General features: G+C 71.5%; 7 protein-coding genes. 3 read left to right on the top strand and 4 right to left on the bottom strand.

All coding sequences use genetic code 11. The annotated features are described in order from the left end of the window. The first annotated feature begins 4 nt into the window (after positions 1 to 4). Positions 5 to 3,994: a type VII secretion protein EccCa gene (gene eccCa / locus ACWDLG_RS15435; protein ID WP_449920173.1), complete on the top strand. Its 3,990-nt coding sequence runs from the start codon at positions 5 to 7 to the stop codon at positions 3,992 to 3,994. Here eccCa and ACWDLG_RS15430 read toward each other — a convergent pair. From ACWDLG_RS15430 to ACWDLG_RS15420, 3 genes are read right to left on the bottom strand one after another with little or no spacing between them, the layout of a single operon-like run. Beyond that, positions 3,982 to 4,242, bottom strand: a complete 261-nt coding sequence (locus ACWDLG_RS15430; RefSeq protein WP_449920172.1) for a hypothetical protein — start codon at positions 4,240 to 4,242, stop codon at positions 3,982 to 3,984. The genes eccCa and ACWDLG_RS15430 overlap by 13 nt on opposite strands. Continuing rightward, positions 4,239 to 11,453: a DUF3626 domain-containing protein gene (locus ACWDLG_RS15425; protein WP_449920169.1), complete on the bottom strand. Its 7,215-nt coding sequence runs from the start codon at positions 11,451 to 11,453 to the stop codon at positions 4,239 to 4,241. Before ACWDLG_RS15425 ends, ACWDLG_RS15430 begins: the two co-directional genes overlap by 4 nt. A 21-nt stretch (positions 11,454 to 11,474) precedes the next feature. After that, positions 11,475 to 11,765 carry a hypothetical protein gene (locus ACWDLG_RS15420; protein ID WP_354906174.1) on the bottom strand — a complete coding sequence of 97 codons (291 nt, stop codon included), beginning with the start codon at positions 11,763 to 11,765 and terminating at the stop codon, positions 11,475 to 11,477. 114 nt (positions 11,766 to 11,879) lie between these two features. Here ACWDLG_RS15420 and ACWDLG_RS15415 point away from each other — a divergent pair, with 114 nt between their 5' ends. Continuing rightward, entirely contained in the window at positions 11,880 to 12,314 is a 435-nt protein-coding gene (locus ACWDLG_RS15415; protein ID WP_449920167.1) for a hypothetical protein, read from the top strand. Next, complete coding sequence (locus tag ACWDLG_RS15410; protein ID WP_449920164.1) at positions 12,311 to 13,447, top strand: WXG100 family type VII secretion target; 1,137 nt, start codon at positions 12,311 to 12,313, stop codon at positions 13,445 to 13,447. Before ACWDLG_RS15415 ends, ACWDLG_RS15410 begins: the two co-directional genes overlap by 4 nt. On the opposite strand, the gene ACWDLG_RS15405 is transcribed toward ACWDLG_RS15410, so the two are convergent. Continuing rightward, entirely contained in the window at positions 13,444 to 14,358 is a 915-nt protein-coding gene (locus ACWDLG_RS15405) for a hypothetical protein (protein WP_449920163.1), read from the bottom strand. The two genes, ACWDLG_RS15410 and ACWDLG_RS15405, sit on opposite strands and share 4 nt — an antisense overlap. Positions 14,359 to 14,377: the final 19 nt, after the last annotated feature.

Genomic DNA, 14,377 nt, shown 5'->3' with positions numbered 1-14,377 from the left:
ATTGATGGTAAGAAATTGCCGTGTGAGCATCGTGATTGTGCGACGGCCCGAACGCCGTGCCAGCCCCAAGCCACCTCGTGGCGAGGTCCTGCTCGAAAGCCCACCCGAGATCCCCGAAGTCCAGGGTCAAGGCTTCATGGGGGTTCTGACCTACCTGCCGATGGTGGCCGGCGGGGCGGCGATGGGGTTGATGTTCACCGCGGGAGGAAATTCCAACCCGCTCATGTACGTGGCCAGCGGCCTGTTCGCCTTTTCCATGATGGGCATGACCATCGGGCAGCTCGGCAGGCAGTCGGGCGAGCGCAAGCACCGGCTCAACGGCCTGCGCCGCGACTACTTCCGTTACCTGTCACAGGTCCGCAGGAAGGCCCGCAGGGCCGCCAGGCAGCAGCGCGAGGCGCTGGAGTGGAGCGGCCCCGCGCCCGACTCGCTCTGGTGGATCGCCATGAGCCCACGCCTGTGGGAGCGCCGGCCGCGCGACCCCGACTTCGGCACCGTACGGCTCGGCACCGGCATGCAGAAGCTGGCCATCCAGCTCATCCCGCCGGACTCCAAGCCGGTCGAGGACCTCGACGCCCTGACGGCCGGCGCGCTGCGGCGGTTCGTCAGGGCGCATGCGACGGTCTCCGAGCTGCCCGTCTCCGTGGCGCTCGGCTCCTTCGCCCGCATCAAGCTGAGCGGTGACCAGCAGGCGATCCGCGGGCTGGTCAGGGCGATGATCGCGCAGATGGTCGTCTTCCACTCCCCCGACGACCTGCGGATCCTGGTCTGCGCGGGCAAGGAGTCGATGGCGCACTGGGACTGGGTCAAGTGGCTCCCGCACGCCCTGCATCCCGACCAGACCGACCTGGCGGGGCAGGTCAGGCTGATGGCCGAGAATCTCAGCGAGCTCGACCGGCTGGTCGGGGGGGAGCTGAAGGAGCGGGCCAGGTTCAAGCCGGGCGCGCCCGCCGACTCCCTGCCGTACCACGTGGTGATCGTGGACGGCGGGTACGTGCCGCACGACTCCCAGCTCGGCATGGACGCCATCCAGGGTGTGACGCTGATCGACCTGTCCGACGCCGCGGGGCTGGTGGAGGAGAAGGCGATGCTGCGGCTGGACATCCAGGGCGACGCCTTCCACATGATCAAGCTGGACCACGCAGGCAAGGCGACCAGCACCCGTCTCGGCGATCCCGACCAGCTCGACTACCTGATGTGCGAGGGGCTGGCCAGGCAGCTGGCACCGCTCAGGCTCTCGTCGGGGTCCGCAGGGGGCGAGTCGCAGGACGTGCTGTCGATCAACACCACGCTCACCGACCTGCTCGGCGTCGGCGATCCGACCAGGCTCGACACCGAGCACACCTGGCGGCCACGGGCGGGCCGCAACCGGCTGCGCGTGCCGATCGGCCTCGGCGCCGACGGCCGCGTGGTGGAGCTCGACATCAAGGAGTCGGCGCAGGGCGGCATGGGCCCGCACGGCCTGGTCATCGGCGCCACCGGTTCCGGCAAGAGCGAGCTGCTGCGCACGCTGGTGCTCGGCCTGGCCGTCACGCACTCCTCCGAGATCCTCAACTTCGTCCTGGTCGACTTCAAGGGTGGCGCGACCTTCCTCGGCCTCGAGTCGCTCTCGCACGTCTCGGCGGTCATCACCAACCTCGAGGACGAGCTGCCGCTGGTCGACCGCATGCACGACGCGTTGCACGGCGAGATGGTCCGCCGCCAGGAGCTGCTGCGCGCGGCCGGCAACTACGCCTCGCTGCGCGACTACGAGCGGGCCAGGGAGCAGGGCGCGGAGCTGGCGCCGATGCCCACGCTGTTCGTCGTGCTCGACGAGTTCAGCGAGCTGCTGTCGGCCAAGCCCGAGTTCATCGACCTGTTCGTGATGATCGGCCGGCTCGGCCGTTCGCTCGGCGTCCACCTGCTGCTCGCCTCCCAGCGGCTGGAGGAGGGCCGGCTGCGCGGCCTGGACACGCATCTGTCCTACCGGATCGGTCTGCGCACCTTCTCCGCCATGGAGAGCCGCGTCGTGCTCGGCGTCGCCGACGCCTACGAGCTGCCGTCCGCGCCCGGCAACGGCTACCTGAAGTTCGACACCACCGGCATGACGCGGTTCAAGGCCGCCTACGTCTCCGGTCCCTACCAGCCGGACCCCTACCAGTCGGCGGCCTCCGCCGCCGGCGGGCCCGTCCGCGAGGTCGTGGAGTACGGCCCGGCCTTCGTGCCCGTCCCCGTGGTGGAGACGCCCCCCAAGGAGCTGGCCGCGGCGGAGGAGAAGACGCCGCAGGTCAGCCTGCTCGACATCATGGTGGGACGGCTGCACGACCGGGGGCCCGCCGCGCACCGCATCTGGCTGCCGCCGCTCGGCCAGGCGCCGACCCTGGCGCAGCTGCTCCCGCCGCTGTCGGTCACGCCCGCCTACGGGCTGTCGACCACCGACTGGTCGGGCCGCGGCAGGCTCCACGCCGTGATCGGCATCATCGACAAGCCGTTCGAGCAGCGGCGTGACCCGTTCTGGCTGGACCTGTCGGGCGCGTCGGGACACGTCGGCGTCGCGGGCGGCACGCAGAGCGGCAAGAGCACGGTGCTGCGCACGCTCATCACCAGCATGGCGCTCACGCACACCCCCCGCGAGGTGCAGTTCTACTGCCTCGACTTCGGTGGCGGCTCGCTCGCGGGCCTCGACGGCCTGCCGCACATCGGCGGCGTGGCCAGCCGCCTCGACGCCGACCGCGTCCGCCGGACGGTCGCCGAGGTCGCCACAGTCCTCCAGCAGCGCGAGCGCATGTTCGCCGACCACGGCATCGACTCGATCGCCACCTATCGCCGGATGGTCGCCGAGGGCTCGTTCGAGGGCGACGGCTGGGGCGACATCTTCCTCGTCGTGGACGGCTGGCTGACCATCAGGCAGGAGTTCGACTCGCTGGAGCCGACGATCACCGACCTGGCGGGGCGCGGCCTCGGCTACGGCATCCACATCGTGGCCGCCACCAACAAGTGGTCGGAGTTCCGGCCGGGTATCCGCGACCTGTTCGGCACCAGGATCGAGCTCAAGCTGGGCGACGCCTACGAGTCGGAGATCAACCGCAAGACGGCGCTCGCCGTACCGGAGGGGACGCCCGGACGCGGGCTCACCAAGGAAGGCATGCACTTCCTGTCCGCGCTGCCGAGGATCGACGGCGTGCAGAGCGCCGAGGACCTGTCGGTGGGCGTGCGCGCGCTGGTGCAGACGGTCAGGGATGCCTGGCAGGGTCCCCCGGCGCCGGGCGTGCGGCTGCTGCCCTCGGTGCTGCCCGCCGAGATGCTGCCCGGGATCGAGGAGACGGGGCGCAAGCTCATCCCGATCGGCATCGACGAGGCCATGCTCGCGCCCGTCCTGCTCGACCTGGAGGCCGATCCGCACTTCATCGTGGTGGGCGACACCGAGAGCGGGAAGTCGAACCTGCTGCGGCTCATCGCCGAGAGCGTGGTGTCCAGGCAGACGCCGCGCGAGGCGATGATGATCGTGATCGACTACCGCAGGTCGCTGCTCGACTCGGCGGCCACCGAGCACCGGATCGGCTACGCCGCGTCGAGCGCCGCCGCCGCCGGCCTGATCAACGACGCCAGGCAGGCGCTGCTGAAGCGTCTGCCGCCCGCCGACCTGACGCCCGAGCAGCTGCGGTCCCGCAGCTGGTGGCAGGGTTCGGACCTGTACATCGTGGTCGACGACTACGACCTGGTCGCCACCTCGAACAACCCGCTGCAGCCGCTGGCCGACCTGCTCCCGCAGGCCCGCGACATCGGCCTGCACCTGATCATGTCGCGGCAGATGGGCGGCGTCGGCAGGGCGATGTTCGACCCGATCATCACCAAGATCAAGGACATGGCGAGCCCCGCGCTGGTCATGTCCGGCAACAAGGACGAGGGCTACGTCTTCGGCAACATCCGCCCGCAGCCGCTGCCGGTCGGCCGTGGCTACTTCGTCGACCGGAAGTCCGGCGCGCGGCTGATCCAGACCGCCTACCTCCCCTGACGCCGCCGCTCCATGAGCTCGCGGATGAACGGGCTGACGGCCGCGCGCAGCTCCCCGTCCTTCCTCGTCAGCGCCTCGACCAGGCGCGCGGGGAGGTCGGGGGGCTGCTCGTCGACCGGCTCCCACTCGGCGTGCGCCAGCGCGGAGGCCAGCGGCAGCACGTGCGTGCCGGGCGGCAGGATCACCGCCGCCTCGCCGAGCGCCACCAGGATCGCCCCGTCGGACCTGCGACCCACCGTTCTGATCATCGCGTACTCCCGGGATAGACGTAGTACCAGTCGATGCCCGCCGCCTCCAGCGCCGCCACCAGGCCGGCGTCGGGCCGGACGGTGAAGACGACATGGCTGATGTCGCTCACCCTCACGCCGCCGTGCATCTGCGCCTCGACGTAGGCGTTGTTCTGCCAGTCCAGACCCGCGTAGTCCCGCCGCACACCGCGTAGCGGTTCCTTCGCGGGGTCGAACCCGCGGAGGGGAGCCGCGGCGTACGACTCGGGGCGTGGGTCGTTGATCCTGCTGGGCACCGCGGTCTCGGTGACCTCGATGGAGTCGCCGACGCAGAAGGTCGACCTGTCCCTGACCTCGGGGCGCAGGGTGACCTGGACCTCACCGTACTCGGACACCCGGTTCGTGGTGCCCATCCCGATCAGGGACGGGTCGGAGATCCGCTCGTACAGGTTGACGTAGCCGTAGACCGGCCGCAGTTCGGGGGTCAGGTCGGCGGGATAGCCGAACCAGCTCTCCTCGTAGGCGGAGCGCAGGACGTTGTCGTAGACCCCGCCCGAGCTCGCGACCTCGAACTGCGTCTTGAACCGCCCCTCGGCCAGTACGGCCCGCAGCGTCTCTGGGCTGACCCGCATCGAGATCGGCCGGTCCGCCAGCATGGTGACCAGCTCGTCGCGAAGGTGCGCGCGCAGCCGTTCGACGTCCATGCCCAGCTCGTCGGCCAGCGCCCTGGTCTCGAGGAGGATGGCGGCGTGCTGGTCGATGTAGGCGGCCTCGGCGCGATCCCGCATCCGTTCGGCCAGCCTGGCCTCCAGCCAGTCGCGTTCGGCGACCGCCCTGGCGTACTCGACGGTGTCGGTCCTGCCCTGGAAGTCGAGGTTGTACGTTGTGCTGCTCAGCTCGCGAAGGCGGGCGAACTCCCTGACCGTCTGGAGGTCGGGTGCAGGCCGCACCGGAGCCGGTCCCTCCGGCCACTCCGCACCCAGCCCGCCGAGGGTGGGCGGGTCTCCCGCCGGGACCGGCTGGTGCGGGTGCGCGGGGGCCGGCTGGTCCGCCTCCGGAAGGAAGATCTTCGCGGCCCCGTCCGTCGGCCACCGCCTGGTGGGGTCCTCGAAGGCGATCACGACGCGGCCCGTCAGGTCCGCCAGCTCCTGGATGAGCAGCTTGTCGTGGGCGGCGTGCGGCCCCCTCAGCACGATCGCGGCGCCGGGCTCGGCCACCAGCCGCGGGTCCAGCGCCAGCATGGTGGCCAGGTCCCTGACCGGGACCGGGACGTCGCCCACCCGGAAGGCGTGGTAGTCCGACCTGATGCCGACCGTGACCGCGCCCTCGACCGGACGTGCCCCCGCCATCCTGTTGGTCACGGCCGCGTCCTCCAGGTCGCCGAAGACTCTGAAGCCGACGCCCACCGGCGACTCCGTCCGTGTCGCGGCGGTGAAGCGCTGCTGGTCCACGCTGAGCACCCGGTGGCTCAGGTCCGGCACGCGGGCCGGGGCGTTCCCCTCCGTCAGGTAGAGCCTGATCCCCCGCCTGCCGTCCGGCATGGTCGCGTCGCGCTCCACCGCGATCACCCGCAGCGCCGTGCCGGGCGGCAGCGTGTCACCCGAGGCGGTGCGGATGACGCTCTCGACCGGCACGCCCTCCCCCGGCAGCCGGCTGTTCCCGCGGACGAGCTCTCCTGAGACGCCCTCCTCGGCGAACCTGGCCAGGAGGGCGTCGACGTCGCCGGCCGGAAGTTTGTCGTGGCGGTAGAGGGTGCGCGACACGTCCCTGGGCGCGGCCGTGTCCCAGTCGATGGCCCGGTGGCTCTCCGCCTGCACGTCCGGCCAGCTCTCGGCGAAGCCTGGATGCAGGTCGAGGGTGGCCAGCTCGTCGAGCCGTACCCACCGGATGCCCTGCGACTCCCACGAGGACGGCCTGATGTCCACCGGTTCGGGCAGGGTGGCGATGACCGTCTCGTAGGACCAGCCGCCGTGGTCGTTGACGTGGCGGCCGTGGATCCGCACCGTGGCGGGGTCCAGCGTGCTCTCCTCGGCGGCCTCCCGCAGCGCGGCGGCCACGGCGCCCTCGTTCAGGTCCCTGGCACCGCCGAGCAGCGACCAGGTGCCGCCGCCGTCGGAGGTGGCGGCGCGGTGCTGCATGAGCACGTACGTCTCGCCGTCGCCGCCCTTGCTGAGCAGCAGCAGCCCGGCGGCGCCGTTGGTGCCCCAGTGGGTGCCCTCCGCGCACGCGCAGGGCACCCAGCCGTCGCCCGACCTGGCCACCTCGCTGACGTAGACGGTGTCACCGTCGACCCGGTCCACGCGGAACTCGGTGTCCGGCCGGAAGATCAGCCTGCCTTCGGCGGGGTCGCCGGCGGCGACGCTGATGTCGTGGGCCGTCCTGGAGGTGATGACGAAGTCCACGCGGCCGGGCACCGCGACGGGCTCGCGCGGCTCGCGGTAGGCGGTGGTGAACCTGGGGTCGGAGACGACCGCCCCCTGCGTGTAGGCCGCTCTGTCGGCCTCGGACAGCACCACGCTGAGGTGGGCCTGCCCGGTGAACGGCGCCTGGTACTCCCCCAGCGTGTCGAGCGCGCCGAGGATGCCGCGCACGTGCTCCTCGTACGGCGGCAGCAGCCTCGGGTCGCCCATCGCCCTGTCGATGGGCGCGTCGAGCCCGTTGGCGTAGGTGTGCAGGGCCACCAGTTCCTCGATCGCCAGCCGCCGGAACGGCGAGCTCTCGGGAAGGTCGCGGACCATGGCCTCCACCCGGGCCGCGAACCTCTCGTAGCCCGCGATGCCGGCCCTGACGCCCTCCAGCGTCCGCGCGTACGGCTCGGCCGAACGCGTCACCGAGTCGTCGACGCCGAAGAACCCGCGCACCGCCGACTTGACCCGCTCCCAGGCGGTGGGCGGCACGACGTCGTCCGGCAGGAAGATCCGCAGGTTCCCGCGACCGCCCAGGGCGCCGTGCTCGGCGTCCATCGCGAACATGTCGCCGTAGGGGCCCACCCTGACCCGCGAGTCGGCCGCCACCACGACATGGCCGGTGAGCCTGGCCACCTCCTGCGCGTAGGTGTGGGCGCCCACGTTGCAGTTGGCGAGGATGACCAGATCGTCGTGTTGGAGAAAGGAATCGTTCAGGATGATCGCCGCCAGATCCTCGGCCCTGACGGTCCTGCCGCCGACCATCAGCCCGTCAGGGCCGCCGTGTCCGTCCACGTAGTAGGCACCGTCGATGGAGCGCACCTCTAGAGCGGACCGCTCGATCCCCATGTCGTGGGAGAAGGCCGGATCGCGCAGCCAGATACCCGCCCCCGTCTCCACCCGGTGGTGGTCGTAATGGTGCCGGGCGGCCGGGCTCAGTTCGGGCGTGGCCCGGTGGACCGGCTCGGCGAAGGCGGCGGTGCCCATCCCGTCGGGCGCCTGGACGAGGAAGTAGTGCCGCTCCCCGTGGGAGAACTCCTGCAACGCGAGCACCTTGAAGGGCGCGTCGACGCGGAACAGCGCGTGGTGGGGCCGGCCGGACAGCGCTTCCGCCGCCACGTAGTCGCCGGCCCGGATGGTCAGGCGCACGGTACGCGGCTCGTCGCCGAGGAAGCGGGGGTCGTCGACGCCCTCCAGGATGCCCTTGAAGGCGAACTCCGCGCCCGGCGCGAGGTTCGCGGGGACCCACTCCTCCGGCACCCTGACCGTGACGGTCCCCTCCTGTCGCGGCAGGAGGGCCAGCTCGGCACTGGCCTGGCGCAGCATCGCGTCGGCCAGCGGATCGCCGCCGTGCGCCAGCTCGTTGACCTGCCGCAGGTTGGTGCCCTCCAGCAGGTGCGGCAGGGCGGGGATCGGCTGGTCCGGCGGGCGCCACGGCGTACCGGAGTAGTCGGGCACCAGGCGGGGGCCGTGGTCCAGGGAACCCAGCGGGACGGGCGCGTCCTGCGCAGGCCGCGCGAGGCCGGCCCAGTTGTCGCTGATCCGCTCGTGCAGGTCGGCCAGGCCGCGCCTGGCGAATTCGGGGCCGAGCTCCTGAAGCTTCGTGGTGACCGCGTCGATGTCGCGCTGGGACCACAACCCCTTGTCCCCGCTGATCCGCTCAAGCAGCGGATTGTCGGCCACCATCCGCTGGAACAGCTCGGCGGGAATGGGGCCGTCGGCCATCAGCAGCGTGTGGAGGCCGCGTCTGGCCAGCTCTCCCTGGTTCGCGCCCAGCCGGTGCTCGTACATGACGGTCGTGTCCGCCCGGTACACCCCCGACGTGCCGTCCTTGACCGCGCCGAGCTCGAGCGCGGCCAGTTCCGCCCGGTCGGCCGTCTCGATGTCGTCGAACTCGCGGCGGATGGCGAACGTGCCGTCGTTGAACTCGACGACCTCCTCGAGGCCCCGCATGGTGTCGATCACGAGGGAGTTCCGCACGCCCGACTGGACGGCGGCCCTGAGCCGGTCACTGCCGTATGCCTGGTGGACCGTGTCGTCGTCGATCCTGAGGACGGCGGGGCCGTCCAGGCCGAGGGCGTCGCGCAGCAGCGCCTCGGCCTCTGCGCGCCTCGCGGCTTCGTCACGGAGGACCAGCGCCTCCGAACCGTCGCGGTGGACGACCAGCTCCGCGAACCCCTCGTCGCCGTTGACGAACCGGTCCCCCGCGCTCCCGCGCCCGGTCCTCGCGGCGAGCTGCTCGCGCGGGTCCACCAGGGGACGGCTCAGGTCCGTCGACAGGTCGGTGACCGCGCGATGGGCGCGCGCCCGCGCGGCGAGATCCTCGTCGGCCGCCCAGAAGAACGGCCTGTCCACCGGGGCCTTGAGCACCGAGTCGGCGCCGCCCGCGTGCTCGGCCACCTTGTCCAGGACGAACTGGACGTTGGCGAACCAGTCGCCCCTGCCCAGGCGTTCGAACTCCGGCCGTAACCGTTCGACCGCGGCCTTGAGGGTGGCCATGTCCCGCACCGACATCGGGTTCGGTGCCCAGTCGAACCTGCCCGGTTCCACCTCCCGGAAGAACAGCCTCGTCAGCGGGCTGTTCGGATCGGGCATCATCGGCCGGAAGGTCTTGTCGTGGTCGAAGCCGCGGAGACGGCCGTCGTCGCCGACCCGCATGCCGTCGCCGTGCGCCCGGTCGTAGTTGCCGATGAGCGCGTCGCCCAGGCCCATGAGCACGGCGTCACGGCTGTGCATGACGTGCTCGGGCAGCTCCCAGCGGTCCCCGTGCCAGCGGAGTTCCGGCCGCTCGCCCTCGACCCAGCCGGTGATCAGCGTGTGCTCGTCGACGAGGTGGGTCGGGGGCACGTCCAGACCCAGCGAGCGCAGGAGCATCGAGGACAGGTGCTCGGCGTCGCGCATCTCGGTGGTGGCGGTCTCCTTCCTGGCCGCCGGTCCTCCGTCGGTCAGCGTGACCCGCTCGACCTTGACCGACTCCGTGCCGCTGGACAGCACGACGGGGTCGCCGACGGTGCCCTTGGCGGCCAGCGCGGCGAACTGCTCCTGCGTCATGCCGTGCCACGACGGTGGCGGCTCGGCGCGGGTGGTGCTCCAGTTGATCAGGCCCTCGATCCGGTTGGCCGGCTCGGGCCTGCGCTCCGCCATCGCGGAGGAGGTCTCGCCTGCTCGCGCCACCGGCCCGTCGGCGTGGGCGCCGGTGCTCTCGGCCATCCGGGTGACGGGCCCGTCCGCGCGGGCCCCGCCACCGCTCTCCGGCGTCCGCGGGCCCGCCCCCTCGCCCCGGCTCCCGGTCGACTCGGTACGGCCGGCGGACCCGTCGCCGTGCGAGGCGGGGCCGTCGCCCCGGTCCGTCGACCTGGCATGCGTGAAGGGCCGTTCGGGGTCGCCGGACGGCCTGCCCGTCCGCTCGGGGCGCGCGTCCGGCCTGCCGCCGGGATCCGGATCGGCGTCCGCGCGTCCGGCCCGTTCGTGGGTCACCTCGCCCCCGGCCCCACGCTCCGGCACGGCCGCCGGTCTCGACGCCGTCCCGGCCTCGCCCCGGGCAGGCGTCTCCGCACGAGCCTCCGCACGCGCGGGGGCTTCCGCACGGGCAGCCGTCTCGGCGCGGACAGGCGGGCGGACCTGGTCGCTCCTGACCGGGGGCGCGGGCTGGGTCCCGTCGTCCGCGCGGTGCGGGCTCGTCCTGATCTCGTCGGGTACGGCTCGCGCGACGTCCGCCGCCTGCCCGCCCACGGCCCGCGCCCCGTCGGCCGCCCGGTCGGTCGTGGCCCGCGCCAGGGTGGTCATGTCGCCATCGGCCACGCGGTCCGTCTCGTGCGCCGCCGTGCGCATGCCGTCCAGGAAGGGATCGGCGGCCGGCTTCGAGGTGGCCGGGCCGTCCTCGTCGAGGCGCTTGGTCGCCGCGGCGACGCCGTCGAGCGAGCTCGCGGCCGGCCCCGCCGTACCGTCGGTGGGAACGTCGGGGGGAAAGAGGTGGGCGCCGGTCTTGCCGGGGCCGGAGTGCGCGCCGCCGCCCGCGCCGGTGCGGTCGATGCCGCCGACGAAGCCGGAGGTCAGCCCCTCCGCCACCAGCTTCCAGTCCACGGGCCGGCCGCTGCCGACCGCGCTCCACACCTCCGTGACGAGCGCGGTGATGCCGCCGACCACGCCCGACTGGGCCATGAAGATCAGCATCGACCGGGTCGGCAGCAGCCCGGCGCCGAGGCCCATGAGCGCCCCGGACAGCGCCCCGGTGCCCGCGGACGTGAGGACCTGGCCGACGTCGACGTGGTCCCTGCGTGACTGGCTCGCCTGGATGGCGTAGTCCATCACGCCCATGATCGTGCCGAAGAGCCCGCAGCAGAACAGCAGCCGCTTGGCCAGTTGCGCGATCACGGCGCGGCTCAGCAGCGCCCGGAAGCCGATCCACTTGAACGTGGGCCCGGCCAGCGGGGTGCCGAGCAGCAGGATCACCGCGCCGATCTGCACGACCAGCAGCACGACGGTCAACTTGATCATGCGCTTGGTGTACTCGAGCTGGACCCCGAGATCGTTCAGGGCGAGCGCCATGGCGGCCAGGCGGTTGACGGCGTCGGCCTGGTGTCCCCGCGTCGTGGTCAGGACGTGCTTGACGAAGGCCTGCAGCGCGTCGCCGTCCCATTCGTCCGCGTCGGGCGGCCGTCTGCCCAGCAGGCTCCTCGACGGGTCACCGTCCGGGCCGCCGACCACCTCGTAGAGCGCCGCCACGAGCGCGTCGGCGAGCCGGAACAGGGCCTTCTCGTCGCCCTGGGGCCAGTCCATGCCGACCACCCAGCCGATCCACGGCCGCGCGAACCCCGGGATGGGCACACCGTCGAGCCACACCGGCGATCAGGCCTCGGGCCGCTCGGCCGTCTCGTAGGTGTGCGAGGTGCCCTTCAGCCCGTCGCCGGAGCGCTCCACCTCGTCGGCGTAGTTCTTGAGGGCGTCGAGGATGCCGTCGCGCATCGCGGGGTAGGCCTTCTCCACCTCGGCTCCGTACCGGTCGTGACCCATCGGACGGCCGGCCTCGGCGAAGGCGGCCAGCACCTTGTCCCTGACGTCCCTGATGAACGCGGCCTCCTCCCTCGCGTCGGAGCCGCGTCGCCTGACACTGTTCCAACGAACGGTGAAGCCTGTCACACCAGCCCCATCGACCACATAAGACTCATTAGCGGGCAATACTGCCAGACTCTCGACGAAGCCGGTCGAGAATTCCGCACAGGTCCTCGTCCCGCCGCGAGCTCGCCGGGTCAGGTGCGCACGACGATCGGCTCGGGCTCGTCCGCGGGGACGACCTCGGACAACGGCTTCTCTGCGCGAATGTTGACGAAACTCCCTGACCGCTATGCTCGATCTTGTCCAGATACGCATCTCGGGGAGGCGCAGCCGGTGGCGGGTCTCGATGTCTACTTCCAAGCCTTGGACGAATGCGCCGGTGTCGCGGCGAACGCGGCCAAGGTGCTCATTCCCGCCGACATTCTGCCCGACAAGACGCCGCCGCCCAGCAAGGTGACCGACGCCGACATCTTCGGCAAGTACGACAACTCGCAGAACCTGGCGGCGGACATCGACGCCATCTGGCGCGACCACATCACCGGCGAACTCGGCGAGGCGAGGGAGAAGCTGGGGGGCGTCGAGCGCGCCCTCGACAAGGTGCAGGCGAACATCCGCGCGGCCGACCAGCCATGAGCGACGCGAGCGTTCCCGGCCTGGCCAAGCTCGACGCGCTGGTGACCAAGGTCACCTGCGACCCAGGGGCGATCCGCACGATGGCCTCGCAATGGCGGACGATCGCCAGTGAGGCCCTGGACGAGACCGGCAAGCTCGGCAAGGCCGTCGTGGAAGTGGGCCGGGTGTGGCACGGCGATTCGGCGACCTCCTTCCAGTCGTACATGGAGGGCTACGGCAAGGCCGGCGACGGGATGCACGACGCGCTGGCGGGCTGCGCCAACGCCGTGGAGGCGGCGGCCGGTGTGCTCGAGACCGTGGAGGGCAAGGTCAGGTGGATCCGCGAGGACCTGCTCGTCCGCGCGGGCGAGTACAGGCGCGACTGGGCCAAGCTCAACCCCGACGACCCGGACGGCGTGACCAAGGGGTTGACGGACATAGGCACCAAGGCGGTGTCCGATGCCGAGAGCGAGGTCACGAAGGCGAACACCGCCGTCAACGACGCCAGGACCGCCATCGGCAACGCCCTGAAGCTGCGCAAGGAGACGTTCAAGAACATCAAGAACCCGCTCGAGCGTGACTTCGTCCCCGGCAACGGGACCAAGACACAGTGGACGCGCACCGACCTGAGCCGGACCACCGACCTCGCGGGCGCCGGCACGACGGGCGGCGGGGGCGCGGGCGGCAGCGGTGGCGGTGGCGGCTACGGCGGAGGTGGCGTCTCCTCGGCGGGTGACGTGCCCGCGCCGCGCGCCCAGGTGGTCGAGTGGATCAAGGAGGCGTTGCGGGTCATCAGATCGGAGGAGATGGCCGGCATCATGCGCAGGCGCGGCATCGACGTGAGCGACCTCGACCCCAACGACCCCAAGGACATCGAGCGGATCTGGACGATCATCCACCACGAGTCCGGCGGCAACCCGAGCGCGATCAACAACTGGGACATCAACGCCCGCAACGGCGTGCCTTCACAGGGGCTCATGCAGACGATCCCGCCCACCTTCGACACCCACAGCCTGCCGGGCCACAAGCGGATCCTGGAGCCGGTCGACAACATCATCGCCGGCGTCCTCTACACCTACCAGCGCTACGGCGACCTGGCCCACCATCCGGGCATCGCGTCCCTGGAGCGGGGCGGCGGCTACCGGCCGTACTAGCGGCCGGGCAGCCAGCCGGGCGGGAAGATCAGCGCGCGCAGCCCGTGTCCCTCGATCTTGCCCGCCCACTCCTCGGGCGTGGTGGCGATCGGGCCGTCCGTGCCGTCGGACAGGTTGTAGGTGGGGGTGTAGCCGAGGCCGGAGCCGGCCAGCCTGGCGTACAACTCGGTGAGACGGCTGGACGGCAGGTTCCGCAGAGGGAACTTGGCGGCGTCGTAACCCAGGACATAACCAGTGTTGCCCGCCCAGATCCGCATGAACTCGGCGCCGTTCTCCTTCGCCGAGCCGACCGGCTGGCCGTGGGCGAGGTTGACCATGGCCTTGATGCCGACGGAACCACCGGCGTAGGCGATGCCGTCCACCGTCGCGTAGACGAGAGTGGTCAGCGCGTACGAGGGGAACCCCGCGCTGAAGATCTTGGCCGCGTTCGCCCCGAAGAGGGCCTTGAGCAGCCGCGCCGTCTTGATCAGCTTGACGATCCTGACGGTGGCCACGGCGTACAGCCACGTGGTCATCGGCTGGAACATGACCATCCACACCATCTGCAGCAGGTCGTTCTCGACCTCGGCGAAGCGGCGGCGCACATCGTCGACGATCTTGGCGTAGGCCGTGCAGACCATCGCCACGACCCGCAGGTCGGCCACGAAAGCGGCGGGCAGCGGCCTGATGTTGGTGTTGTAGACGGTGGAGAAAGAGTCGATCCCGGCGCCCGTGTTGTCCTTGACCACCGAGGCGTAGGCCTGGTCGGCCCGGTAGGCGAGCCCGCTCTTCGGGTCGTCGCCTCCGTCGATCGCGTCGGCGAGCTCGTCGAAGATCTGCGCGGCGCGGCGCAGCTTGTCCGGCGAGGCCTCGGGGGCGACGACTCCCGCCCACACGCGCAGGCCCACCAGCGTGCCTGCGGTGCCTGCCATGAACGTCATCATCAGGCGG

Source organism: Nonomuraea sp. NPDC003727 (assembly GCF_053586935.1).
This window is presented reverse-complemented; position numbering and strand designations above follow the sequence as displayed.

Coding starts and splice junctions, on each gene's coding strand:
- eccCa (WP_449920173.1), top strand. CDS start 5: ATGGTAAGAAATTGCCGTGTGAGCATCGTGATTGTGCGACGGCCCGAA.
- ACWDLG_RS15430 (WP_449920172.1), bottom strand. CDS start 4,242: ATGATCAGAACGGTGGGTCGCAGGTCCGACGGGGCGATCCTGGTGGCG.
- ACWDLG_RS15410 (WP_449920164.1), top strand. CDS start 12,311: ATGAGCGACGCGAGCGTTCCCGGCCTGGCCAAGCTCGACGCGCTGGTG.
- ACWDLG_RS15405 (WP_449920163.1), bottom strand. CDS start 14,358: ATGGCAGGCACCGCAGGCACGCTGGTGGGCCTGCGCGTGTGGGCGGGA.